Annotated in this window: 23 protein-coding genes; 7 read left to right on the top strand and 16 right to left on the bottom strand. The window is 73.4% G+C overall.

Features of this window, described 5'->3' with window-relative positions; all coding sequences use genetic code 11:
- Nucleotides 1–14: 14 nt before the first annotated feature.
- Nucleotides 15–1,277, bottom strand: a complete 1,263-nt coding sequence (locus tag ACF07S_RS28550; RefSeq protein WP_391975499.1) for an MFS transporter — start codon at nt 1,275–1,277, stop codon at nt 15–17.
- Between the two features lie 587 nt (nt 1,278–1,864).
- Here ACF07S_RS28550 and ACF07S_RS28545 point away from each other — a divergent pair.
- Nucleotides 1,865–2,092 carry a DUF5133 domain-containing protein gene (locus ACF07S_RS28545; RefSeq protein ID WP_391966437.1) on the top strand — a complete coding sequence of 76 codons (228 nt, stop codon included), beginning with the start codon at nt 1,865–1,867 and terminating at the stop codon, nt 2,090–2,092.
- A gap of 96 nt (nt 2,093–2,188) precedes the next feature.
- On the opposite strand, the gene ACF07S_RS28540 is transcribed toward ACF07S_RS28545, so the two are convergent.
- On the bottom strand, nt 2,189–3,514 hold the full coding sequence (locus ACF07S_RS28540; RefSeq protein WP_391975498.1) for a ricin-type beta-trefoil lectin domain protein: 1,326 nt from the start codon (nt 3,512–3,514) through the stop codon (nt 2,189–2,191).
- A gap of 487 nt (nt 3,515–4,001) precedes the next feature.
- Between ACF07S_RS28540 and ACF07S_RS28535 the strand changes: the two genes are divergently transcribed.
- A complete protein-coding gene (locus ACF07S_RS28535) occupies nt 4,002–4,436 on the top strand; it encodes a VOC family protein (RefSeq protein WP_391975497.1) in 435 nt (144 codons plus the stop codon).
- A gap of 138 nt (nt 4,437–4,574) precedes the next feature.
- Here ACF07S_RS28535 and ACF07S_RS28530 read toward each other — a convergent pair whose 3' ends face one another.
- Both ACF07S_RS28530 and ACF07S_RS28525 read right to left on the bottom strand, forming a co-directional pair.
- Nucleotides 4,575–5,801 carry a PP2C family protein-serine/threonine phosphatase gene (locus ACF07S_RS28530; RefSeq protein WP_391966434.1) on the bottom strand — a complete coding sequence of 409 codons (1,227 nt, stop codon included), beginning with the start codon at nt 5,799–5,801 and terminating at the stop codon, nt 4,575–4,577.
- A gap of 708 nt (nt 5,802–6,509) precedes the next feature.
- A complete protein-coding gene (locus tag ACF07S_RS28525) occupies nt 6,510–6,767 on the bottom strand; it encodes an HU family DNA-binding protein (protein WP_391966433.1) in 258 nt (85 codons plus the stop codon).
- A 322-nt stretch (nt 6,768–7,089) separates the two neighbouring features.
- On the opposite strand from ACF07S_RS28525, the gene ACF07S_RS28520 reads away from it, so the two are divergent.
- Nucleotides 7,090–7,689: a lytic transglycosylase domain-containing protein gene (locus ACF07S_RS28520; RefSeq protein WP_391975496.1), complete on the top strand. Its 600-nt coding sequence runs from the start codon at nt 7,090–7,092 to the stop codon at nt 7,687–7,689.
- A 176-nt stretch (nt 7,690–7,865) separates the two neighbouring features.
- Here the strand turns inward: ACF07S_RS28520 and ACF07S_RS28515 are convergent, their stop codons facing one another.
- Nucleotides 7,866–8,831, bottom strand: coding sequence for a YihY/virulence factor BrkB family protein (locus ACF07S_RS28515; RefSeq protein ID WP_391966431.1), 966 nt, complete (start codon nt 8,829–8,831; stop codon nt 7,866–7,868).
- Nucleotides 8,832–8,939: 108 nt separating this feature from the next.
- On the opposite strand from ACF07S_RS28515, the gene ACF07S_RS28510 reads away from it, so the two are divergent.
- A complete protein-coding gene (locus tag ACF07S_RS28510) occupies nt 8,940–9,086 on the top strand; it encodes a hypothetical protein (protein ID WP_391975495.1) in 147 nt (48 codons plus the stop codon).
- Nucleotides 9,087–9,217: 131 nt separating this feature from the next.
- Here ACF07S_RS28510 and ACF07S_RS28505 read toward each other — a convergent pair whose 3' ends face one another.
- Nucleotides 9,218–9,412, bottom strand: a complete 195-nt coding sequence (locus ACF07S_RS28505; RefSeq protein WP_391966429.1) for an antitoxin — start codon at nt 9,410–9,412, stop codon at nt 9,218–9,220.
- Between the two features lie 270 nt (nt 9,413–9,682).
- Entirely contained in the window at nt 9,683–9,925 is a 243-nt protein-coding gene (locus tag ACF07S_RS28500; RefSeq protein WP_391966428.1) for a response regulator transcription factor, read from the bottom strand.
- Between the two features lie 653 nt (nt 9,926–10,578).
- Between ACF07S_RS28500 and ACF07S_RS28495 the strand changes: the two genes are divergently transcribed.
- The 3 genes from ACF07S_RS28495 to ACF07S_RS28485 all read left to right on the top strand — a co-directional run bounded on the left by ACF07S_RS28495 (nt 10,579) and on the right by ACF07S_RS28485 (nt 13,397).
- Nucleotides 10,579–11,574 (top strand): LuxR C-terminal-related transcriptional regulator, encoded by a 996-nt coding sequence (locus ACF07S_RS28495; RefSeq protein ID WP_391966427.1) that lies wholly within the window; start codon nt 10,579–10,581, stop codon nt 11,572–11,574.
- A gap of 336 nt (nt 11,575–11,910) precedes the next feature.
- Nucleotides 11,911–12,453: a hypothetical protein gene (locus tag ACF07S_RS28490; protein ID WP_391966426.1), complete on the top strand. Its 543-nt coding sequence runs from the start codon at nt 11,911–11,913 to the stop codon at nt 12,451–12,453.
- A gap of 101 nt (nt 12,454–12,554) precedes the next feature.
- A complete protein-coding gene (locus ACF07S_RS28485; RefSeq protein WP_391966425.1) occupies nt 12,555–13,397 on the top strand; it encodes a BTAD domain-containing putative transcriptional regulator in 843 nt (280 codons plus the stop codon).
- On the opposite strand, the gene ACF07S_RS28480 is transcribed toward ACF07S_RS28485, so the two are convergent.
- The 9 genes from ACF07S_RS28480 to ACF07S_RS28440 all read right to left on the bottom strand — a co-directional run bounded on the left by ACF07S_RS28480 (nt 13,384) and on the right by ACF07S_RS28440 (nt 22,028).
- Nucleotides 13,384–14,202, bottom strand: a complete 819-nt coding sequence (locus tag ACF07S_RS28480; RefSeq protein ID WP_391966424.1) for a thioesterase II family protein — start codon at nt 14,200–14,202, stop codon at nt 13,384–13,386. The two genes, ACF07S_RS28485 and ACF07S_RS28480, sit on opposite strands and share 14 nt — an antisense overlap.
- Before the next feature lie 2 nt (nt 14,203–14,204).
- On the bottom strand, nt 14,205–15,485 hold the full coding sequence (locus tag ACF07S_RS28475) for an MFS transporter (protein WP_391975514.1): 1,281 nt from the start codon (nt 15,483–15,485) through the stop codon (nt 14,205–14,207).
- A gap of 5 nt (nt 15,486–15,490) precedes the next feature.
- Entirely contained in the window at nt 15,491–16,027 is a 537-nt protein-coding gene (locus ACF07S_RS28470) for a flavin reductase family protein (RefSeq protein ID WP_391966423.1), read from the bottom strand.
- 209 nt (nt 16,028–16,236) lie between these two features.
- Nucleotides 16,237–17,847 (bottom strand): amino acid adenylation domain-containing protein, encoded by a 1,611-nt coding sequence (locus tag ACF07S_RS28465; RefSeq protein ID WP_391966422.1) that lies wholly within the window; start codon nt 17,845–17,847, stop codon nt 16,237–16,239.
- Entirely contained in the window at nt 17,837–18,781 is a 945-nt protein-coding gene (locus ACF07S_RS28460) for a hypothetical protein (RefSeq protein WP_391966421.1), read from the bottom strand. The genes ACF07S_RS28465 and ACF07S_RS28460 overlap by 11 nt, the downstream gene beginning before the upstream one ends.
- Nucleotides 18,778–19,467 (bottom strand): 4'-phosphopantetheinyl transferase family protein, encoded by a 690-nt coding sequence (locus ACF07S_RS28455; RefSeq protein ID WP_391966420.1) that lies wholly within the window; start codon nt 19,465–19,467, stop codon nt 18,778–18,780. The genes ACF07S_RS28460 and ACF07S_RS28455 overlap by 4 nt, the downstream gene beginning before the upstream one ends.
- Nucleotides 19,464–20,561 carry an acyl-CoA dehydrogenase family protein gene (locus ACF07S_RS28450; protein WP_391975494.1) on the bottom strand — a complete coding sequence of 366 codons (1,098 nt, stop codon included), beginning with the start codon at nt 20,559–20,561 and terminating at the stop codon, nt 19,464–19,466. The genes ACF07S_RS28455 and ACF07S_RS28450 overlap by 4 nt, the downstream gene beginning before the upstream one ends.
- Nucleotides 20,554–21,768 carry an acyl-CoA dehydrogenase family protein gene (locus tag ACF07S_RS28445; protein ID WP_391966418.1) on the bottom strand — a complete coding sequence of 405 codons (1,215 nt, stop codon included), beginning with the start codon at nt 21,766–21,768 and terminating at the stop codon, nt 20,554–20,556. The genes ACF07S_RS28450 and ACF07S_RS28445 overlap by 8 nt, the downstream gene beginning before the upstream one ends.
- On the bottom strand, nt 21,765–22,028 hold the full coding sequence (locus ACF07S_RS28440; RefSeq protein ID WP_391966417.1) for an acyl carrier protein: 264 nt from the start codon (nt 22,026–22,028) through the stop codon (nt 21,765–21,767). The genes ACF07S_RS28445 and ACF07S_RS28440 overlap by 4 nt, the downstream gene beginning before the upstream one ends.
- Nucleotides 22,029–22,056: the final 28 nt, after the last annotated feature.

The raw sequence follows: 22,056 nt of genomic DNA, 5'->3' as shown, positions 1-22,056 counted from the left end.
CGCACCATCCGGCCCTATTTCCTGCGGTGTCTGCCGCGGTGTGTCCGGGGGCGTGTGCCGTGGGTGAAGGCGCAGGCGAGACCGAGGCACTGCAGGACGGCGCAGACGGTGATCAGTGTGGGGATGGCGGCGGGGTCGACGACGGCCATGAGGGCGCCGGCGAGGGGGTAGGGCAGGAGCAGGAGCAGCACGGTCACCGACAGGGTGCTGCCGAACACCTCGGCGGGGATGAGGTGGGACCGCAGGGTGCGCAGGACGACGGCCAGCACGCTGTCGCCGGCCATGAACACGGCGATCAGCGTGAGGTATGCCGGATAGGAGTCGGCGTGGGCGATCAGGAAACACGGCACGCCCGTCAGGAGAGCGGCGCAGCGGCCCACCGTCGTCAGTGACCACCGGTCCATCATGAGACGGCAGGCGGCGACCGCCAGCAGTGAGGCGGCGGCCGCGCAGGACCACACCATGCCGACCGAGGCGCTGGAGCGGCCGAGTTGTTGCACCACGATCACCGGGGTCGCCGCCTCCAGAAGGGCGAGGGCCAGGTTGGACAGCGCCAGTCCGGCCACCAGCCGGGCGAGCGCCGGCAGTGCGCGCAGGGTGGACCAGCCGGTGCGCCATCCGTGTGCCGGTGACGTGGTTGCCTCCGGCGTGTGCCGGGGCGCGTGGCGCATGCGGGGGGTGATGGCGGCCGACAGCATCGACAAGCCGCCGATCACAGCCAGCATGCGGCTGGGGCCGTCCCACTGCAGAAGCAGGCCGCCTGCCGCGGGGCCGGCCAGCGCGGCCGTCTGGTCGATGCCCAGGAGCACCGACTGGACGCGGTGTGCCCCGTCGCCCGCGTCCCGGCTGGCGGTCGCGCCGACGCTCTCGGCCGCGACGTAGCTGAACTGGGTCAGACATCCCGCGCACGCCGCCAGGAGCATCACCAGGCCCAGGGCCGTGCGTTCATCGGTCATGGCCAGGGCGGACGCCGCGAGGCCGGTGACGAGCGCCCGGGTCGCGGCGGCCAGCCGGAAGACCCGTGCGGGCCCGTAACGGTCGACGGCCATGCCGGCCGGGGTGAACGTGCACAGGCGCGGCGCCCACGCCAGCACGAAGGCGACTCCGGTCAGGGACGACGAGTTCGTCGTGCCCAGCACCAGCAGCGGGATGCCGTAGGTGGCCATCGAGGCCGCGAGGGCGTCCGTGAGACGAGGCAGATAGATACCCCGGACCCGGCCGTAGGCGACGGGACGGGAATGCCGGGGCGCGGCGTGCCGGGCTTTCGTGGATATCAAGGAGGTGCTTCTTCTGTGGACCGTGGTGGCAGCCGAGGCGCGACCTGGACGGGAAAGGGTAGGAGCCACGACGGAGCGGGGCGTCTGGCGAACCCCCTTTCAGGGCGAGGCGGGACGGGCCGCATACCGGGCCGCGGTCGCGAGGGCGGGCCCGCTCCCGGCGCGCCGGAGGCGGGTGCCCGATGCCTTCGTGCCGTATCGGATGCCCGGGGCTGCGGCATCACACCGGTGACCGACCGGCACACCCTCACAGCGTGATCAACTCGCCGAACGTCACACCGGGCACGTCGCGGTCGCCGCCGCGCCGTGATCCGGACCGAGCGACACCCGCAGCGGCCTCACGGACTCGCCGGGCGGCCCCTGCCGAGCCGGCCGGCGCCGCCCGGCAGCCTCCCGGCGAGGTGTCGGAGTGCCGTTCGGCCGGGTGATGCCACACCGCGCCCCCGCCGCATGCCCGCCGCACCGACTGCGCCCCTGCCGGCCCGGGCCCTGGTCACCGGCCGGAAACCACCGGCATGACGGCCCGGGATCGGGGCATACGGGCCAGTGCATGGCACATGGTGATTGCGGCGAAAGGGACACTTCCGATGCTCATGGCACACCCCGCGGTACTGCAGAACCTGATCGAGCAGTACGACGCACTGCGCATCCTGCACGCCGAGGAGGGCAGCCCGGAAGTCCGCCGACGCATGGACGACGTCGCCTACACCCTGTGCGTGTCGACCGGCACCCGTGACATCGACGCCGCTCTCATCGCCGCCCGCCACCGGCTTCCCGGCGCCCGCACCCGCGACGACTCCCTCCTCACGACCTGACCGCTGCCGTGTCGCCGCGCCTCCGCCGTGCCCCGGCCGTACCGAAGGGGACGAGAGCGCGGCCGGGCCGCACCCGGTGGCAGCGGCCCGGCCCGGTCACGACCGCGTGAAGATCCACTCGTGGTTGTTCCGGCCCTCGGGGGCGCAGGGCCACACGATCAGGTCGCGGGTCCCGTCGTCGGGCCCGTAGGAGTCCAGGCACTGGTTGTTGGCGGCGGCGTTGCGTATCCAGAAGGCCCCGTCGGACTGTTTGTCCAGCCACCACAGCTGGTTGTCGTTCGTGGTGCCGTCGCAGGGGAACTCCGTGACCTTGGTGGCCCCTCCGACGCCCTGGTAGCCGGGCAGGTCCAGGCACATGCTGTCCATGACGTTGCGTATCTGGAAGAGCGGTGCCCCGCCGGGGCCGGCCTTGTCGTAACGCTTCTCGACGTTCCACAGCTGGTTGTCGTCGGTGTTGCTGTTGCACGTGGCATGCGTCACCGGCCCGTCCGGCCGGCCGCTGGTGAAGCCCGGGACGTCCACGCAGGTGCGATTGGTGTTGTTCTTGATCAGCACTCTGGTCAGGACGGCCGGCAGATCGCTCGGCGCCTCCTTCGCGACGGCCTTCTTCTTCCGGGCAGGCGAAGGGCTGGGCTCCGCGGCGGGCGCTGCGGGCTTCTCCGCGGGCGGCGGCGCGGGCGCCTTCTCCTGCTTCTCCTGCTTCTCCTCTTCCTTCTCCTTCTTCTCCTTCTTGTCCTTCTTGTCCGGCCCGGTCTTCGCGGAGGAGGGCGACTGGGTGGCGAAGACGCCGGCCGGGTCGTTGGCCGCGCCCACGACAGTGTCGGCGGCCGCGGTGTCGACGACCTTCTCGTCCTCGTCCTCGTCGTTCGCCGTGATCAGCAGCGGCACGGTGACCAGGAGGACACCTGCTACGGCGGCGGCGGCGAGCACGGGCCTGCGGGGGCGGCCTACACCGCTGCGGGTGGAGCCGGTTGCGCCGCCACCGTCCACGGCGGCCGCAACGGCCACGCGCTGCCCCTTGGCCGCTGCGGCGGACAGTCCCTGCGCGCCATTGGTCTCCTCGGTGCCCGCGCCTCGGGCCGAGTCGGCGCCGCCCTTCCCGTCCTCGCCGACGTCCTCGCCACCGCTCGCGGTCACGGCGGCCGTCGCCTCGGCGCTGTCGGCGCCCCGAGCCTTCCCGCCGGCGGGGGTTTCCCCGGTGTCACCCGCGGCACTGCTCCGCCCCGCGGCCGCGGTACCGGCGTTCCGTCCCTCCGTGGAACCGGCGGGCGGGGCTCCCGCACCGGCCTCCGGCACGGCCGCGGCGGTCCCCGCACCGGTGCCCTCCGGCGCGGAGGCGGTCGGGGGCTTCCCGGCGCCGGGCGTTGCGGCTGCCGCCTCGGAGACGGACGGCTCGCTCGACGCCTGCTGCTGTTCGGACATGTACTTCCATACCTTTCTTCTCAGGCTCGACCTGGAAGTCCGCGTAGATCGTCAGGCAGCCGATGGGCACCGGCAGCTCCGTGAGATGTTCGTGTCGGTCACGTACCCGTGGAAGCGGATGAGGGGGAGATGAGGGGGAGAGGACGCCCTTCTTGGTCATGCCTACGACTGTGCGACGCCCTGACCGGGACGGTGCTTCCCCCTCGTGAGCGGGGCTCGACCGGCCTGCGCGGAGAGGTTCTACGGCCGCGGCCAGCGTAGTTGATGGCGACTCGGGGACTGTCGCCCGGTGCTCCCGTTGCGGATCGCGCTGGGTACGCGCGTGCCGGGGCTGCCTGCGGTGGTGAGCGGTGACCCCAGGCGGAACGGGTGGCCTGCACCCCTGCGACCGCACGGCACGGCAGCGGCTCGCAAGAGCCACTCCTTCGTCAACCTGCGGATTTCCACCGGCGCTTGAGCGGCGGAGTCCCCCTGTTATGGTGGGCCGATGTCATCCGTCAGACAGGTCCAGGTCACCTTCGACTGCGCGGAACCCGAGCGCGTCGCTCGTTTCTGGTGCGAGGTGTTGGGGTACGTGGCACCGCCGCCACCGGAGGGTTTCGCCACCTGGGACGATTTCAACAGCTCGCTGCCGCCTGAGAACCAGGGGGCATGGTTCGCGTGCATGGATCCCTCAGGTGTGGGCCCGCGGCTGTACTTCCAGCGCGTTCCCGAAGGGAAGGTCGTCAAGAACCGGGTGCATCTCGACGTGCGGGTCGGCACCGGACTCGTGGGCGAAGAGCGCCTGGCCACGCTTGAGGCCGAATGCGCACGGCTGGTCGCGCTCGGCGCGGTACGCGTGCGAGTACTGCTTGCCGATGAGGACAACGAGTCGTGCATCCTGATGCAGGACGTCGAGGGCAACGAGTTCTGTCTCGACTGAGCGTCCTGCGAGACGGCGAGGTGGGGAGCCGCCTCCCGCGGGCCTGCCCGAACGACGGTCCCGTACGGACCTCGGCGCCATCGGGCCGGAGCGGGCAGGTCGTCGGTCGCACGGGGCTCGTGTCCGCTCGGGACGGTGTCACGGCACGAGGGCGGTTTCCTCCAGCCGGCCGCGCCACTCGGCGAGCAGGACGGTGGCGTCGTCGTCGAGTTTCCCGTCATGGTGGTCCAGCACGGCGGTCATGAGCCGGCGCAGCGTCTCGTGCAAGGTGTGCTTGCCGGAGTGGTGGCGCAGGACGAAGTCGGTGAACCGGTCCCGGCCGAACTCCCTGCCGCAGGTGTCGCGTGCCTCGGTGATGCCGTCGGTGTAGAGCAGCAGGCGGTCCCCGGGCTCGAGCTGCTCGACGGCCTCGGTGACCGGCAGGCCCAGGCGGGCGCCCATGGGGCCGGCCGGCGGGCAGGCCAATCTGGTGGTCCACCGGTTGCCGCGGATCAGGATCGGCAGGTGGTGGCCGCGGTTGACCCACCTCAGCCGTCCCGTCTCCATGTCCAACTGGGCCAGGATGGCGGTGACGTAGCGGCTGGTGCCGAACTGCTCGACCAGGATGTTCTCGATGTGCCGGCTGGTGTCGGCCAGGGACGCGCCCTGACGGCGGGCGTTGCGGCAGGCGGCTACCGCGACGTTGGCGGTGATACCAGCGGTGGTGTCATGGCCCATGGCGTCGAAGACGCCCATGTGCAGGACGCTGCCGCCGACGGCGTAGTCGAAGGCATCCCCGCCCACCTGGTAGGCGGGCTCCATCACCGCGCCCACGGTGGTGTCCTGTCCGGCGTAGGCGGGCGGCGGGGTCAGGTTCCACTGCATCTCCGCGGCCACGTTCATCGCCTCCGTGCGCACCAGGCGCGCGTAGGAGTCGCTGAAGGAACGCTTGCTCAGAAGCAGCAGGGCGACCATCGACGCCAGGTCGCGCAGCGCCCGGCGGGTCGGCTCGTCGTCGTCGCCGGTGTCGGCCCGCAGTACCCCCAGCCGCTCGACCCCGTCGGTGATGGCCACCCACCAGCGCCGCCGGCCTTCCTGCCTGCCGTCCGTCTCCCGCTCGGGCAGCAGGCTCACCTGCTGGTAGGCACGCCCGGGCAGGCTGCCCCGGACGGTGAACTGCTGCCCGCCGTCGCGGGCGTCCGGCCCCCGGCCGGTGAGCCGGCGCAGCACCGTCTCACGGATGTCCACCACGAAGACGGCCGTGTCGTACATTCCGGCCGCCTCGGCGTGTTCGGCGACCAGATCGGGTAGTTCCTCGAGCGTGATGGTGTGGCTGGCCTGCAGCAGCCGCATCATCTGCCGGGATGCCGTGCTGCTGTCAACCACGGTCGGTGCCCGCTGTCGAACCGTTGTGTCTGTGTGGGTGCAAGACCAGTACTCGGATCATCACAACATCGGCTCCCTTCCACCGGCCGGACCTTGACTGGTACTGCGTCTTCCCAGCTCAACCAGCCACACACTGCCCACGATCGAGCGGGCTGCGGGTGGAGCCCCACGGACCGGGCCCCTGGAGCCTCCGCCTCATCGGCGAAGCGGAGCGCGGCTGCGGTACCTCGCCGGCCTGCCGGAAAAGGTCGGCGAGGCGCGGGTCGGCGCCGTATCCGCCAGGGTGCTCCAGGGCACCGGCATCGAGTCGCGCACCGCCCGGGGACGGACAGCGCCCGCCATGAGACGGCTGACGAGGACGAGGGCGCACGCTGGTCAGCGTCCGGCTCGGTTCCCGACGCCCGGGTCCCCACGGGGAACAGACCTCGAGCCCGACGAGCGGCCGCCGTGACCGGCTGCGCGGCGGCGGTGCCGGTCCGGTTCTCCGCCGGGCCGGCCGGCGACGCCGAGGATCTCCTTTCCCACGACGAGGGAGGGGAAGCCATGCCGACCCGGAGGCCGGAGGTCCCGGTGCGGAGCCATGGGGACGGGCCGACAGCACGGTCCGGGTCCGCGTGTGGCCCGAGCGGGTACGCGGTGCCCGTAGCCGTCCGTTGCCGCGTGCCTGGTGTCGCGGCCGGACCGAGGCCGCCGATCAGGCGAACCAGGTCAACCGGAGGTGCCGTTGATGTACTCGTGCAGGGCCTGGCCGGGGCGCAGCATGGGCCGGCCGCCTTCGAGATGGAAGTCGCCGAAGCCGAGCACGGCGACCGTCTCTCCGCGTTTGAGGCTTTCGGCGATGACTCCGGAGACTTCCACCGTGCCGAACAAGGCGTCGATCACTCGCTCGACCTCGTCCGGCGGGAGCTGTCCGCCTGTGTCCGCCGCTTTGCGGTTGATTGCCTCGATCAACGCCTTCTTGTCCATCTCACCTGTCCGCTCGTGAAAGATCTGCTGGTTGCGGCAGCCCTACGGGTCCTTGTCCATGCTGCCCGGGTACCTGCCGGTCCGTAAGCCATGACCCCCCAAGCGGGTCACCCCTGCCTGCCCCGGTGCGCAGGACCTCCAGCCGCCCGGTGCTCGGGCGAGCTGCCTGGGCCGGGGGACCGGGCGCGGCCCGGGGGGTGGAAGGGGGGGACGGCGGGACGGCGGGTCCGGTGCGTTTGATTGGGGCCGGGGCATGCGGGCACGCGCACCTCGGGACGGCTGACGCACTGCCGTCCGAGTGGCAGGCGAGAGGTGAGTGAAGATGGCCGAGCGATCGTCGGAGGCGCCGAAGCGACGGTCCCGACCGGTGGGCCGCGGTGACGTCCGTACTCCACCGTTGCGGCCCGGCGGCTACGACCCGGCCGACTACGCCGCGTCGGTGGTGCGCAGCGCCGGGGAGGCCGGAGTGCCGGCCCTACTGGTGATGACCGTGCTCCACAACGAGGCGTACAAGCCGCACCATCCGCTGCTGGAGCGGCTGTGGCAGTGGTGGAAGCCCGGGGCGTCCTTCGGAGTGGCCAACATGCACCGCGCGGCGTTCGAGCGGATCCGGCGCGCGCACGGCCTGACGGGGCGGTGGCAGGACCTTCGGGACGACCCCGCTTTCGCCATTCACGCGGCGGCCCTGCACCTGAAGGACCTCGACCGGAGCCTTCCGCAGCGGTACGTGCGCCGCTACACCCGCGACGAACTGCTCGCCCTGGGCTACAACACGGGCGAACGCAACATGCGGGCCTTCGCCCGAGGTGTACCACCGGGTCCCATGGCACGGTCGTACCTGCGCCGTTTCCGTGCCCACCGGAGCCGGGCCGCCGAGGTCCTGGCGGACTGCGGCAGGCCGCGCGACACCGTGGCCGGGTGAGCGGTCGCGGGCCGCCGGGAAGGCCCGGGAGCCGGAAGGAGCAGCGGCCGAGCACGGTGATGCGGTGCCGTACGCGTGGCGGGAGGCGGGTCACGCCCCCGCCGCGGACCTTGAAGCCGTCCGCCCGCGGCCGGGGCGCCGCGCCCCGTACCGGCGCGGCGTGTCCCTCCCGGCGGTCAGCGGCCCGGCCCGGGGTCCGGCCGTACCGCGGCGTCGATACCGGCACGCGCCGCCTCCAACTGGGCCGCGAACGCGATGCCGAGGAAGAGCGCGACGGCGGTGAGATTGGCCCACAGCAGCAGGGCGATGAAGGCGGTGAGCGGCCCGTACAGGGCACCGAACGCACCGCTGCCCTCGACGTAGAGCGCGAGCAGCCACGTCGCCGCGACCCACAGCAGGAGATGGACGGCCGAGCCGAAAGCCAGCCACGTGTAGCCGGGCTGGACCCGCCGGGGCGACCAGCGGAAGATCACCGCGGAGGCGATCCACGCCAGCGCCAGTCCCACCGGCAGGTCGAGCGCGTCCCACCACCGCGTGCCGCCGCCCTGCCCCCCGACCACGCGGGCCACCGCGTCGCCGACGGCGTCGCCGGTGACGAGCACGACGAAACCGAGCACCAGCGGCAGACCGGCCGTGAAGGCGAGGAGGATGGCCCTGCCGTATTTACGAGGGAAGGGACGATCGCGTTCGATGCCGTAGATGCGATTGGCGCCCCGCTCGATCTGGCCCATGGCGGAGGCGAGGTTCAGCAGGGCGAAGCCCAGGCCGAGCCACAGGGCCAGCGTGGCCCCGAGGTCGTGGTGGGCGCTGCGCCGCGTTCCGTCGAAGGCGTCCTGGACGAGGTCCGCGCTGGCACCGGGCACGATCCGGCCGAGGGTGAGTTCGATGACCCGGCCCACGCTCTCGGTGTGCACCGAGGTCGCCAGGCCCACCAGCGCCACGGTGAACGGCACCAGGCCGAGGACGACCTGGAAGGCGAGTGCCCGGGCGTTGGTGAACCCGTCCGCGTAGCGGAAGCGGGCGAAGGAGTCGGTGAGCAGCCGCAGGCTTCCGTAGTGCCGCAGCGCCGCGAACGCCTCGTCGCCGGAGAGTTCGTCCCCGATCATGTCCCGGGTCTGCGGGACGTGGACGACGGTTCCCATACACGCACACTCCTCGCCTCAAGTGGGTCTGCTCCAGCTATTGATCGCCCCTTTTTCCGACCTCACACCTCCGGCGGGACGGCGGCTGCGTCCGTCGAGGCGGGCGGCGTGATGCGGTCGGCCGCCGCCCGGGACGAACTGGTCAGCAGTGCCAGGGCCCGCTGTCCCCTCGGCCGGCGCCCCCGCCTCGCCTCCTCCACCGACGACCCCGAGCGGCACCACCGCGCGTGGCGGGCCGGCCGGTCGACCGCCTGACACGGGAAACGCGCCATCGGCCGGAGCGGCCCCCGGTGCCACGCAGCGGGACGGGACACCACCGGGCCCCCGGCGCGTGGCACCGGGGGCCCGGACTTCGGGTGCGTACGGGTTACGAGGGAGACCCGATATCAGCGCTCCGTCGTGGGACTGCCGCCGTAGGAGCGCCGGGCCGCGTCGGCGCCCTTGTCCGTCTGGGCGTCGTACTTGTCGCCCGTGCGCTCGTCGACCATCCGCTCGGCGCTCTCGACGCCCTTGTCGGCCTGCTCCGGGTGGCCCTTCGCCATCTCCTTGGCCTTGTTCGCCATGTCTCCCAGCTTGCCCATGGGTACCTCCCGCGTCAGTGCCTACGTCGTACTCCACCGCGGGTACCCCGCACGCCGCACCCCATCCACGCCGACCTGCGCGGGACGCCGCCCGGACCGGCCGGCTGGTCCGGTAACCGCGCGGGCGGCCCGTACCCGGCACGGCGGGTGCACGTGGTCCCGGCCACGCCGTACGCCGCGCCGTGGCCGAGCGCGCCCCGTTCGGCCGGCTCCGGCCCGCTGGCGGGCCCGGTCATGCGCCGACCGGGCCCACGACCAGCCGTCACCGTCTCATCTCTGCCGCGGATCGCGGCCCGCTCTGCGGGAGACCTCGAGGGCGAGGATCATCAGATGCGCCCGGTTGCTGACTCCCGTCTTCCCGCGGATCCTGCGCAGGTAGGTGTCCACGGTGTGCGGGCTCAGGCTGAGCCTCCGGGCGATGGAAAGGTAGGTGTATCCCTCGGCCAGGTAGGTCAATACTTGGCGTTCGCGGTCGCTGAGGGTGTCCACGGCTTCGACGGCGATCGGACTCACGGGGGGCCTTTCGTCGGAGGCGGGGCCGTACGGCGGTGCGGGCACGGGCCGGCCGAACCAATCGGCTGGCGGCTGGCCCGAGTTAAGGTATGGGAAGTCTTGTAGACGACAAGCGAGGGTGCGGACTGACTCGTGAGGCCTGGCTCGAGTGCGAGCAGCGCGTGGTCGGCAGCCCGTCGGCGCGTCTGCGGCGGCGCAGCGGTACCGTGGGCGCGGAATCCGGCCACGAGCCGCGTGCCGGATCAGCCCCAGCCGCTGTCGCCGTGGTCGTCGGTGGACGTGACCGCTGCCACGACGGTCGCCGAGCGACTCCACCCGCTGTCGCCGTCGGTCCGGACGGCCGAGGCGGTCGTCATGGCAGCCGGTAAGCCCGACGGCGCGGAGAAAGTGTGCACTGCGCAGAGCCCGACCGCGAAAACCGCGGTCAGTGGGGCGGCGACGGCGAGGTAGGAACGAACGGTTCTCATCGAGGCACTCCTAACGCGTTACCAGGGAGTCGGCGGGGGCGGTCCCGCTGATCTCCTGGGCTCCGAGTCTGTCGTGTCAGCGGGTCCATGACTACCGATGACGGTGCTCACCAAGTTGCCCGGCAGCAAGACGAACAGGGATCAGAAGTGTGCGTAGTGGACGAAGGTTACTCAATCGAGCCGCCGATGCGGCCGAGCGAACGGGAAGCGACCCTCTACCGCTGGATAGCCCGCAATCAGCGCCTCGAACCGGATCGCGCCGCACGTGAACTGGGTCTCGACCGGGACGAGATAGACGCCGCTCTGCTGTCCCTGACCGGCATGGGACTGCTCAAGGCGGACGCGGAGGACCCCGCCCGGCTGCGGCCGGTCGACCCGGACCTGGTCGGCGTCGTCGTCACCGGCCGCCTGGAAGCCGCGATCCGCAGCCGGCAGGCCGAACTGCACCGCATCCGTGAGCAGTTCTCCGACCTGCGCGGACACTACATGGACAGCCTCAACCACGCCTCCGCCGACGTGGAGATCGTGCCGCGCCTGGAAGAGGTGCGCGCCGCCCTCAACCGTGCCTCCGCCGAGTGCACTGAGGAGATGCTGACCAGCCAGCCCGGCGGCCGGCGGGACCCCGCGGTCCTCCAGGAAGCCCTCGGCAGGGACACCGCCTTACTCGCCCGCGGTGTGCGCATGCGCACCCTCTACCACCACACCGCCCGCTTCAACGGCCCGAGCCAGGCGTACGTCGCCACGGTGTCGGCGCTCGGCGCCGAGTACCGCACTGCCCACCAGCTGTTCGGCCGGCTCATCGTCTTCGACCGCAAAATCGCCTTCGTGCCCGAACAGGGCGAGTCCGCAGGCGCCGTGGTGGTGCGCGAGCCGTCCCTCGTGCACTACCTGTGCGAGATCTTCGAACAGACGTGGTCCCTCGCCGAACCGTTCTCCGACGCCGCCGTCGACGGACTCGAAGCCGTTGCCAAGGACATCGACCGGACCATCGTGCGGCTGCTCGCCGCGGGGTTCAAGGACGAGACCATCGCCCGCCGCACGGGCATGTCGCTGCGCACGGCGCGCAAGCACATCGCGGACATCATGGAGACACTCGGGGCGGAGAGCCGGTTCCAGGCGGGTTTCCTGGCCGCCAGGAACGGTCTGATCGACTCCGGGGAGCCCGGCTCGGAGAACGGCTGAGGATGACCGTACACCGGTGGCGCCGCCCGCCCGCGATCTGGGTACCGTAAGTCCGGGACTACCGCGACGAGCCCTCGGGTTGCAGAGTGTCAAGCACGCCACGCCGACGTGCCGGAGTCCGCACACGGCTGCGGCCACGTGCGGAGAGGGACAAGCAGATCCTCCCTCTCCGGACGCGCCGTACGCCCTCGGGCCACGGCGCGAGCACGCCCCGGATCACGGGTGACCCGGCCCACGGGTCACCCCCGTCGCATCGTCGGCGGCGTGCTTCCAGGGGGATTCGTCGTGGTCGTCCGGCTTGCCGGTGGAAAGGCGCGACGATGGGGGAAGCGGGACGTGGACATGGAATCGGCTCCGGTCGCCGGCAGATTAGCCGTGGACGTGTTCGCACGGGATCTGGCGCTGTGCCTGTCGGTGCATCGCGACCGCAGCCCGGCCCTCGTCTGGCCGGACGGTATGGAGGCCCTCGTGGCCGAGTCCTCCGTGGACGACTTCGCCCAGGCGACCGCCGGGATCGCGTCGGCCGTTCCGTCACCAGCGCCGTCCGGCCCCGGCCGCGCGGGGGAGATGGCCGAGGAACTGGGCCGGCTGCTGGGCTGCGAGGTGCGCAGGTCGCTCGTCCTGCTGCTGGCCGGCGAGGAACGCGCGGACAACAGGGCCGCCACCGATCTGGTGCTGCTGCCCGTGCAGGGCGGGTGCGACTGCCGGGTGGAACTGAAGCCGCGCGACGCGGATTCCGCCGCCTGCGCCCAGGACCTGAACCTGCGGCTGCGGAGCGGCGAGGCGCTCTACGTGCCCAGCGGACTGACCTACACCCTCGGCGGGGTGTACACCCCGTGCGTCCTCCAGGTGATCTCGCTGCACGCCGCCTCCTGGTGACCGCCGGCCCGCACCCGCCCCCGCACGGGGACCGTGAACCCGTGACTACCGTCCGGCCCGTCCGCCGACGACGATCGCTGTCGTCACGAAAGGTGGGTCGCATGAAGTTCACCGTCCTTGGACCGCTCACGCTGCGCGATGGCGGCGGCCTCCGGGCCCTGCCCACGGCGCCGAAAACCCGCAGCCTCCTCGCGCTGCTCGTGCTCCACGCCGGCCAGCCGGTGCTGCAGGACATCTGCCGGGACGAACTGTGGCCCGAGGAGATGCCGCCCACCGCCGTGCAGAGCCTGCACACCCGGGTGCTGCACCTGCGCCAGGCCCTCGCGGCCGTGCCGTCGGTGGGCTCGCTGCGGGCCGCCAAGCAGATCCTGGTCACCGAGCCCGGCGGTTACGCGCTCCGGATCGGGGAGAACGACCTGGACCTGCACGACCTGGAGCACCGGCTGCGCGTCGCCCGGCAGGCGGAGCTGGTCCGTGACGACCGCAAGCTGTCGTTCGCGCTGCGCGACGCCCTGAGCCTGTGGCGCGGCCCGGTTCTCGGGGACACCCCGGCGGGTCCGCGCATCCAGGCCCACGTCACGAGCCTGGAGGAGCGGCGCGTCACTCTGCTGGAGAAGTGCGTGGAGGCGGAACTGCGCCTCGGCCTGCACCACGAACTGCTGCCTGAACTGCGCAGTCTGACGGTGTACTTCCCCACGCACGAGAACCTGCACGCCCAGTACATGATCGCCCTCTACCGGTCCGGCCGGGTGGCCCAGTGCCTGGAGGCGTACCGCCAGCTGCGCGACCGCCTGGTGACGCAGATCGGCATCGAGCCGTCGCCCCGGCTGCGCGAACTGCACGCGGCCGTCCTCGCGGAGAGCCCCGAACTCACCGCGCCCGGCCCCGACCCGGTCGGCCGGCTCTCGTCCCCGCTCGGCTCGCGCCTGCTCAGCGCGGGCTGAGCGCGGCCGGCCGGGGCCCGTGCCCGGGTCCTCGCACCGAGTCGAGGACCCGCCGTTCCACGTCCGCCACCAGCGTCTCCAGCACGTCCTGGAGATAGAAGTGCCCGCCGGGGAAGTCGAGGACCTCGGTCGGCCCGGTGGTGTGCCGCGCCCACTCACCGGCCGCCTCGGCGGAGACGTCCTTGTCCTGGCGTCCGTAGTAGACGGTGACCGGCGCGTTCAGGGCCCGGTCGGCGCCGGTGAACGTGTAGGTCTCCATCAGCCGGTAGTCCCCGCGGATGGCCGGCAGGAGGAAGGCGCGGAAGTCCTCGTCGGCCAGCAGCGCCGCGTCCGTGCCGCCCTGCTCCAGGACGTCGGCGATCAGCGCCTCGTCACCCTCCAGGTGGCGGCGTCCCGGTGGCACCAGGTGCGGCGGCACCATGCCCGACACGAAGAGGTGGGCGACGTCCTTCCCGTGGGCCTGGCGCAGCAGCCTCGCCACCTCGTAGCCCAGAGCCGCCCCCAAGCTGTGCCCGAACAGGGCCAGCGGCCGGTCCGTCAGCGGCAGCAGCGCGTCGGCGACCTCCTCGGCCAGCACGTGCATGCGGGTGACGCACGGCTCGGTGAAGCGGTCCTGGCGTCCCGGGTAGCACACCGGGACGACGTCGAGGGAACCGGCCAGCCGCTCCGCCCACGGGCGGAAGAACGTCGGTGCCCCGCCCGCGTGCGGCAGGCAGACGAGGGTCGCCGGCAGCGGCGCCGCGGCGGGAACGTAGCGGCGCAGCCACACGCCCCGGCCGGGCTCTTCGTCGGTGTGCGCACTCATGGTCAGTCCTTCGCTCCGGATGTCGGTTCCGCGGTCAGTTCCCCGGCGGGCATCCACCGCAGGAACGGGACGATGATGACGGCCGCCGCCAGCGCGAACACCGCGAAGGCGGCGGACAGGCCGGCCGCCTGGGCGATCGCGCCCGCCAGGGCCGAGCCCAGCGGCAGCGCCCCCCAGCTGAACATGCGCAGCGCGGCGGTGTACCGGCCCAGGAGCGCGTCGGGCACCAGCGACTGCCCGATGGTCCGGGAGTTGACCGACCACAGGACGCCGCCCATCCCGCCCAGGAAGGCCGCCACCGTGTTGAGCACCAGCGACGACGTCAGCCACGGCGTGGCGACCAGGACCAGGGTGCCGAGCAGGTCGGCGAACATCGCCCCCTTGCGGCCCAGCAACCGGTTGACGAGGCCGACGGTCACCGCGCCCACCACCCCGCCCAGACCCAGGGCGCTCATCAGCACCCCGTACCGGCTCTCGTCGGCGCCCATGGTGCGGGTGGCGGCCAGCGGGATCAACGCCATCCAGGCACCCCAGCAGGCGCACATCACGGTCAGCGTGAGCGCCATGGTCCGCAGCACCCGGTTGCCCCACAGGAAGGCGAGGCCCGCCCGGATGTCGCCGTGCACCGAGCGGACCGTGCCGCCCTGGCCGGCGTCGGCCCGGAACCGGCCCGCGAGGGGGACGAGCGGGAGCAGGATCAGGGTGCCCAGCACATAGGTGACGGCCGTCGTGCCGAGCGCCGCCACCGTGCCCGCGGCCAGCAGCACCGCGCCCACCAGGGGTCCGGCGAACTGGTTGCAGACGGTCTCCGCGCCCGCCATCCACGCGTTGGCCCGCTCCCGGCCCGGGCCCGTCACGGCGGCCGGCACGAGGGAGGCGGCGGCGGTGAGCGCCACCACCTCGGCGATGCCGAGCACCAGGCCGCAGGTGAACAGCAGGGGCACGCCCGCGCCGCCGCCGGACACCGCGGCCATCAGGACGAGCACCGACAGGGCCCGCGCCCCGTCCGCGAGCCACAGCAGCAGCCGCCGGTCGAAGCGGTCGACGAGAACGCCGACGTGCAGCGAGGTGAGCAGCCACGGCAGGGTCAGCGACAGGGTCACGGCGGAGACCGCCAGGGGCGAGTCGGTGACACGGGCGGCCATCAGCGGGATGACCAACTTCGTCACGCCGTCGGCGAGGTTGGTGACGGCGGTGAAGACCGTCAGCAGCCAGGTGTTGCGCCGGCTCACCCGGTGCGCAGGCTCTGCCGCGCCGGAGGCGGCGGGGGGAGGGGCGGGCATTGTGGTCATACCGGGAACTCCAGGGGCGAGGGCCGGCGGGCGAAGTGCACCAGGGGCGTCACGTCCTCGTGCGTGCGCGCGTGCACGACCCGGCCGGAGACCAGCACGTGGTCGTCCAGGGTCACGCAGTCCGCCACCCGGCACACCACACCGGCCACGGTCCCCTCCAGCAGCGGGGCGCCGTGGACCGTGTCGTGGGGGACCTGCTGGAACCGCGCTTCGCCGGGCAGTCGTGCGAACCGGTCGACGAGGGCACGCTGCTGCCACGACAGCACGTTGACCGCGAAGGTGCCCGCCGCCCGGACGGCGCGCAGTGTGCCGCTGCCCGAGGCGAGCGACACCACCAGCGTCGGCGGTCGGTCGGTGAGCGAGAACACCGCGGTGGCGGTGCAGCCCACCGGACGGGACCCCGCCTGGGCGGTGATCACCGTCACGCAGGTGGCGAAACGGGTCATCGCCTCCCGGAACTCGGCGGGCACGACCGTGCCGGCGCTCTCGGGCACAGCACTCGCGGCAGAGGCCTCCGCAGTGAGCGAGGTCATCGGTGACTTCCTTCCGGACGGGGTATCGGGCGGCTTGCCGGCGGGCGGGTCGTCGGGGAACGGCCGCCCGGACGGGGTATCGGGCGGCTCGCCGGCGGGCGGAGCATCGCGGGCGTCCTCCTGGACGGGGCGTCGGGCTTCCTACCTCCGGGCGGCCACCGGACGGCGGCCACCCGGAGGGGGCATCGGCGGTCTTCCTGCGGGACGCGTCATCGGTTGCTTCCTTCCACCGGGCGGGCGTCCGCATGCTTGGCGCCGTTCGCGGTGTCCGGCACCTGCAGGACGCGCCGCAGGGCCGTACGGTCGGTCTTGCCGTTGGCGTTCAGCGGCAGGGCCTCCAGGACCGTGAGCGAGGCGGGGACCATGTACGCGGGCAGCCGCGACCGCAGCGCGGTCAGCACCCCGGAGGGTTCGACGGCGTCGCCGGTGCAGGCGGCGGCCAGGCCGGTCTGCCCGCCCGGGTGCGGCACGGCCAGGACCACGGCGTCCCGCACTCCGGGAGCGGCGCGCAACGCCGCCTCGATCTCGCCGAGTTCGACCCGGTAGCCCTGGATCTTGACCTGCTGGTCGAGACGGCCCAGGTGGGCGAGGCCCTCCTCGGTCACGCGAACCCGGTCGCCGGTGCGGTAGTACAGGCCGGGCTCCGGGGGTGCCGTGTCCGTCACGACGGTGGCCGTGCCGTCCGTGTACCGCACGAAGCGGCCACGGTTGTCCTCCGGGTCGAGGTAGCCGGGGAACCGCTGGACGCCGCGGACGCACAACTCGCCCTCGGCGGCCGGGCGTCCGTCCTCGTCGAGCACCAGGTGGTCGAGGCCCGGGTACAGCGTGCCGATCGGCACCGTCGCCCCGGTCCGCGTCGCGGCGTCCGCGTCGCTCAGGCGGAACTGGGCGCAGCTCAGGGTGAGTTCGGTCGGCCCGTACAGGTTCTCCAGCACGGACGCCGGTGCCGCCGCCTGCCAGGCCGCCGCCTGGGCACGGGTGAGCGGCTCGCCGCAGAACAGGCTCCAGCGCAGTTCCGGCATGGAGTCAGGGCCGAGCTGCCGCAGCCGGGCGGCGAGCGAGACGACGGACGGCACGGAGAACCAGTGGGTGATGCCCTCCCGGGCCACGAACCGGGCCGGGGCGAGCAGGTCGTGCGGGCCGGGCACCACGACGGTGCCGCCGGACGCCCACGCCCCGAACAGGTCGAAGACGGACAGGTCGAAGGTGAGGTCGAAGGTCTGGCTCAGCCGCGACCCCACACCGAGGCCGTAGCGCGGGACGACGTGGTCGAGGTAGGCCTCGATGCTGCGGTGCTGCACCGGGACGCCCTTGGGGGTGCCGGTGGAGCCGGACGTGAACAGCACGTAGCACACGTCGTCCGGGTCCACCGGGCGGACCGGCGGGGCCGGACGGTCCGCCGCGGTGTCCGGTCCGTCGACGGCGAGCGGGGTGATCACCGGCACCGGCAGCGCCGCCCCGGCCTGGTCGGGCTGTGCCAGGACCAGGTCGAGACGGGCCCGCGCGGTGATGTCCGCGGTGCGCGCCACCGGGAAGCCAGGGTTGAGCGGGACGACGACGGCGCCCAGGCGCTGCACCGCGAGGTAGCCCGCGTACGCCGTGACGGTGCGGGAGGCCAGCAGCCCCACACGCCGGGGCACGGCGCCGGCGTGCGCGTCGAGGAGCAGCCGGGCCAGCCGGCCGGCCAGCGACTCGAGGCGCCGGTAGGTGTACGACTCGCCCCCGACCTCCAGGGCGACCGCGTCCGGGTGGCGGCGTGCGGTGGCCGCGAAACGGCCGTACAGCCCGGCCGGGGTGTTCGTGACGCTGTCAGCGCTCATGGCTCAGGTCCTCCGTCCGCGAGGTGGCCGTCGTCTCCAGGTCCCGCAGGGCGTCGAGGAGTTCCGTGAACGCCCTCTCGATCACGGCCGGCCGGGGCCGGCCGCGTGCGGCGGAAGCCGTCACGAAGCGGGCCGCGCGCGGCAGTTCCGCCCAGGCGGCCGCCGCCCGTTCCACGGCCCGCGGTGTTCCGGAGCCCAGCGTACCGAGCCGGTACCGCTGGTGGCGGGCCGCCGTCCACAGGTCGTCGGCGTGCGCGGCCAGGGCCTGCGGGTCGTGGCACACCCGCTCGGCGACGTGGCGCAGCGCGTCGGCGCCGTGCAGCCAGTGGCCCTCACCGGCCGGCCGCCGCACGGTGCCGACGCGTTCCAGCCACCGGTACTCCCGGGCGTTCGCCGGGCTGCCTTCCTCGCCGAGCGCGTAGCGGTCCCGGTTGACGGCCTGCGGGGTCAGGGCGGTCGGCGGCGTCAGGGCGGCGCGCAGTTCGGCGTCGGTCAGGGTGCCTGCCCAGGGGTTGTGGGCGCCGTGCGGCGTCAGGGCCTGGAACGGGTCGCGCACCGCCCAGCGGTCGTCCGCCAGGGCCTCGACGAGCAGCCAGTGCGGGGTCTCGGTCCCGCCGTACGCGGGGGACCAGGGCAGGTGCCGGGTGTTGCCCACGGCGATCACCCGTCCACGGCGGCCGGCCTCCCCGGCCAGCGCCGCCCGCGCCGACTCCCAGCCGGCGGCGGAACGATGGAGGAGGCCGGTGCCGTGCGCGTCGACGTCGATCCGGGCGTGGTGGGAGAAGGCCATGCCGCCCTCGGCGGGGTCCGTGCGCACGGCCAGGCGTATCGCGGCGGCGAACTCGGCGTTCACCGCCGGGCGTTCCGTCTCCAGGTAGGGCAGCAGCGCGGCCGTGTAGCAGCTCAGCTCCGGTGCTGCGGCTTCGGTGGTCATGGGGTCTCCGGTACGCGAGTCGGGTCCGGCAGGGCGGTGTGGGCGATGCTCAGCGGGACGGTCGTGCGGCCACGCAGGCTGATCCAGTGGTAGGGGCCCCAGGTGCCGTGTGTGGCGGGCAGCGGGACGTCGATGGCCCACGGCCGGCCGGCGAGGCCGGTGCCCGCCGCCTTCACGCACGCCTCCTGCACGGTCCACAGCCAGGCGAACTCCCGGGCGCGCAGCCGCTGCGGGAGCCGGGTCAGCGCGTCTGCGCGCCGGTGTGCGCAGCGGCGCAGCAGGGCGTCCGCCACGGACCGGGGCGGGTGCTGAACGTCCAGTCCGACCGCGTGGCCCCGGGCCGCGCAGGCGGCGACGGCGTCACCGTCGTGGCTGACGCTGATGCCGATCTCGGGCCGGCCGGCGAGGGCGGGGCGGCCGTGCGCCGAGTAGACCACCTCGGCGTCCCGGGCCTCGGGGAAGCGGGCGGCGAGCAGCCCGCGCAGCGCCCGCCGGGCCGCGAGGCGTTCGGCGGCGCGGTGCGGCGGCAGTGCGGCGGCGTCGGCCAGGTCCCCTTCGGTGAGGTGGCCCCGGGGCGGGCAGCCGTCGGCGAGCGCCACCCACACCCCGGGCGCCGCCTCGGTCAGCAGCCGCCTCCGGGGCCGCAGGGCCCGCGGGGGAGCGGGGCGCACCGCGGTGCCGTTCATACGGACAGCCCTTCCACCAGCGGCACCAACCGGTCGGCCACGGTGTCCAGGACCACCTCGGTCGCGCCCCCGCCGATGCCGAACAGGGCGGCCTCGGCACGCAGTTGCTGGATGCCGCCGGCGGAGAAGCCGTCCGCGCCCCACAGCTGGGCGCAGGCCGACAGGACGTGGTCCACCGTGGCACCGGAGGCCGCCTTGAGGACCGCGGCGGCGGTGGCGTCCCGCTCGCCGGTGATCCGGTCGCACGAGGCGGTCCACAGCGCGTCCAGCGCGCTGACCCGCACGGCGCACTCCGCGAGCCGCTGCCGTACGGCGGGGTGGCGGTCGAGCGGGGTGCCGTCGACGGTGCGCCCGGCGAGCCGGGTGGCGGTGTCCGCGAGCACCCGGCGGCACAGTTCGGTGCCCCAGGCGGCCGAGGCGAGCCGTTCGACGGCGATGTTGCGGGCGAACAGGGCCAGGCCGCGGCCGGGCCGCCCCAGCAGGTGGCCGCGGTCCAGCCGGCACCCGGAGAAGGTGACGTGGCCGACGCCGGACCCGGCGAACAGCGGGGTGTCGGCCGGGCGGACCGACACGCCCGGGGTGTCGAGCGGGACGAGCAGCCAGGTGAAGCTGGTGAAGTGACGGCCGGGACGGTGCCGGGCGAGGACCAGGGCGTGATCGGCGGTGGTGGCCGAGGTCACCCAGCGCTTCACGCCGTCGAGGACGAGCGTGCCGCCGTTGTCGGCGTCCGCCGCCGTCAGGTCCACGCGGGTGGCCAGACCGGTGAGGTCCGAGCCTGCCTGCTCGTCGGTGGCCGCCAGCGCCAGCAGGGCCTGCCCCTCGGACGCGGCGCCCAGCACCTTCTCCGCCACCGGCGACGACGCGGTCTGCGCCAGCAGCGGCAGCGCCGTGGCCAGCTGGACGAGCAGCGACAGCACCAGCCCCTGCGGGCCCCGCGCGTCGGCGGCGCCCAGCAGGCGCCGCAGCAGCACCGCGTCGATCCGCCCGGCGGGGCCGGCGGGGTACAGCCGGTCGAGCGTGCCCGCGTGGGCCAGCCCCGTCAGCACCTCCCGGGCGTCCCTGCCGGGTGGCAGGACGCCGGGCGCCTCAGACATGGCGCACCTCCTGATCGAGCAGGACGAGCCGGCCGTCGGCCAGGTGGAGGCGGTCGTTGCTGTAGTTCAGCGCGGCGGACCGCAGGTCGCGCAGGGCGCGTTCGAGGCCGGTGGGGGAGTCCTTGAGGTAGCCGTGCCGCATGCCGAGCGCGGTCACCAGGTCGTCGACCGCCCGGTGGCACTGCTCGGAGGCGGTCAGCTTCAGGGCGTTGACCAGCAACTGGTGGCGGGGGTGCGACAGGTCCGCGTCCTCCTCCACGGCCCGGCGTACCACGTCGGCGGTGTGCCGCAGCATCGCGTGCACCGTGTCCAGGCGCTGCCGTGCCGTGGAGAGCCGGGTGAGCAGCAGCTCGGAGGAGAGGTCGGCGCGGCGGCGGCCGGGGCCGCCGCGCAGCTCCGACACCACCCGTGACAGGGCGCCGCTCGCGGTGCCCAGCCACGCCGCCGACCAGCCCAGGTGGGCCAGCGGACCGAAGGTGTTCATCGCGATCCGCCGGAAGGCGCCGTGCTCCCCGACCACCTGGTCCTCGGGGACCCGGCCGGTCAGCTGGAGCGGGGTGCTGTGGCTGGCGCGCATGCCCAGGGGGTTCCAACTCCCGCGCTGCGTCACCTCCAGCTGGTCGCGGCGGGCGAAGACGAGGGAGACCTCGCCGTCGGAGCGGGCCTGCGGGCTGCGCATGGTGATGAGGTAGCCGTCGGCGTGCATCCCGCCGGTCACCACGGGGGCGAACCGGTCGATCTCCAGCCACCCGTCCCGCGCGCCGAGTTCGGCCCGCGCCGAGAGCAGGTGGCCGCCCTTGTCGGCCTCGGTGGTGACCGAGGCGAGGTACATCCGCCCGGCGGCGATCTCCGGCAGCAGCTCCGCGGCCAGGCGAGGACCGGCATGCCCGGCGATCGCGGCGACCTGCTGGCAGTGCATGGCGAACACCATGGCCGTGGACATGTCGGCGCGGCCCAGCTCCATGGTGACGTCGATCAGGTCGTCGACGGTGCCGCCGGGGCCCCCGTACCGGGTGGGCACCAGCAGGCCGAGCAGCCGGGGCCGCAGGGCGTCGAGCACGGCGAGGGGGAACTCGGCCCGCTCGTCGCAGTGCGCGGCGTGCCGGGCGGCCAGGGCGGACACCTGGTCGACCTCGGCGCGCAGCGACGCGGACGGGCCGGACGCGGCGGCGCCCGGCACGGGCGCGGCCGGTGCGGGGGCGCTCACACCGACTCCGCCGTGGCCGTGACCGCGCCCGCGTCCGCGCCCTGTACGGCCCGCCACAGGTTGCCGGCCGTGGCGAAGGTCTCCTCGACCAGGGCCTCGTCGGGCAGGGAGACGCCGAGGCTGTCCTCCAGCGCGAACATCAGCTCGATGGCCTGCATGGAGTCCAGCCCGTAGGTGCGCAGGGGCGTGTCCTCGGTGATCGTCTCGCCGTGCAGGAACGGCAGGAACGGCGTGAGCGTCTCGATGAAGCGTGCGTCCATCGTGATCAGTGCCTTTCTGGTGCAAGAG

Source organism: Streptomyces sp. NPDC016640, assembly GCF_043076215.1.
In the GTDB taxonomy this organism is placed as follows: Bacteria; Actinomycetota; Actinomycetes; order Streptomycetales; family Streptomycetaceae; genus Streptomyces.
Note: the sequence above shows the minus strand (reverse complement) of the source record. Positions and strands in the feature narration are given on the sequence as shown.

Coding starts and splice junctions, on each gene's coding strand:
- ACF07S_RS28485 (WP_391966425.1), top strand. CDS start 12,555: ATGAAGTTCACCGTCCTTGGACCGCTCACGCTGCGCGATGGCGGCGGC.
- ACF07S_RS28525 (WP_391966433.1), bottom strand. CDS start 6,767: ATGGACAAGAAGGCGTTGATCGAGGCAATCAACCGCAAAGCGGCGGAC.
- ACF07S_RS28440 (WP_391966417.1), bottom strand. CDS start 22,028: ATGGACGCACGCTTCATCGAGACGCTCACGCCGTTCCTGCCGTTCCTG.
- ACF07S_RS28470 (WP_391966423.1), bottom strand. CDS start 16,027: ATGACCTCGCTCACTGCGGAGGCCTCTGCCGCGAGTGCTGTGCCCGAG.
- ACF07S_RS28460 (WP_391966421.1), bottom strand. CDS start 18,781: ATGACCACCGAAGCCGCAGCACCGGAGCTGAGCTGCTACACGGCCGCG.
- ACF07S_RS28520 (WP_391975496.1), top strand. CDS start 7,090: ATGGCCGAGCGATCGTCGGAGGCGCCGAAGCGACGGTCCCGACCGGTG.
- ACF07S_RS28505 (WP_391966429.1), bottom strand. CDS start 9,412: ATGGGCAAGCTGGGAGACATGGCGAACAAGGCCAAGGAGATGGCGAAG.
- ACF07S_RS28545 (WP_391966437.1), top strand. CDS start 1,865: ATGCTCATGGCACACCCCGCGGTACTGCAGAACCTGATCGAGCAGTAC.
- ACF07S_RS28465 (WP_391966422.1), bottom strand. CDS start 17,847: ATGAGCGCTGACAGCGTCACGAACACCCCGGCCGGGCTGTACGGCCGT.
- ACF07S_RS28495 (WP_391966427.1), top strand. CDS start 10,579: ATGCGGCCGAGCGAACGGGAAGCGACCCTCTACCGCTGGATAGCCCGC.
- ACF07S_RS28535 (WP_391975497.1), top strand. CDS start 4,002: ATGTCATCCGTCAGACAGGTCCAGGTCACCTTCGACTGCGCGGAACCC.
- ACF07S_RS28475 (WP_391975514.1), bottom strand. CDS start 15,485: ATGCCCGCCCCTCCCCCCGCCGCCTCCGGCGCGGCAGAGCCTGCGCAC.
- ACF07S_RS28540 (WP_391975498.1), bottom strand. CDS start 3,514: ATGTCCGAACAGCAGCAGGCGTCGAGCGAGCCGTCCGTCTCCGAGGCG.
- ACF07S_RS28480 (WP_391966424.1), bottom strand. CDS start 14,202: ATGAGTGCGCACACCGACGAAGAGCCCGGCCGGGGCGTGTGGCTGCGC.
- ACF07S_RS28450 (WP_391975494.1), bottom strand. CDS start 20,561: ATGTCTGAGGCGCCCGGCGTCCTGCCACCCGGCAGGGACGCCCGGGAG.
- ACF07S_RS28515 (WP_391966431.1), bottom strand. CDS start 8,831: ATGGGAACCGTCGTCCACGTCCCGCAGACCCGGGACATGATCGGGGAC.
- ACF07S_RS28455 (WP_391966420.1), bottom strand. CDS start 19,467: ATGAACGGCACCGCGGTGCGCCCCGCTCCCCCGCGGGCCCTGCGGCCC.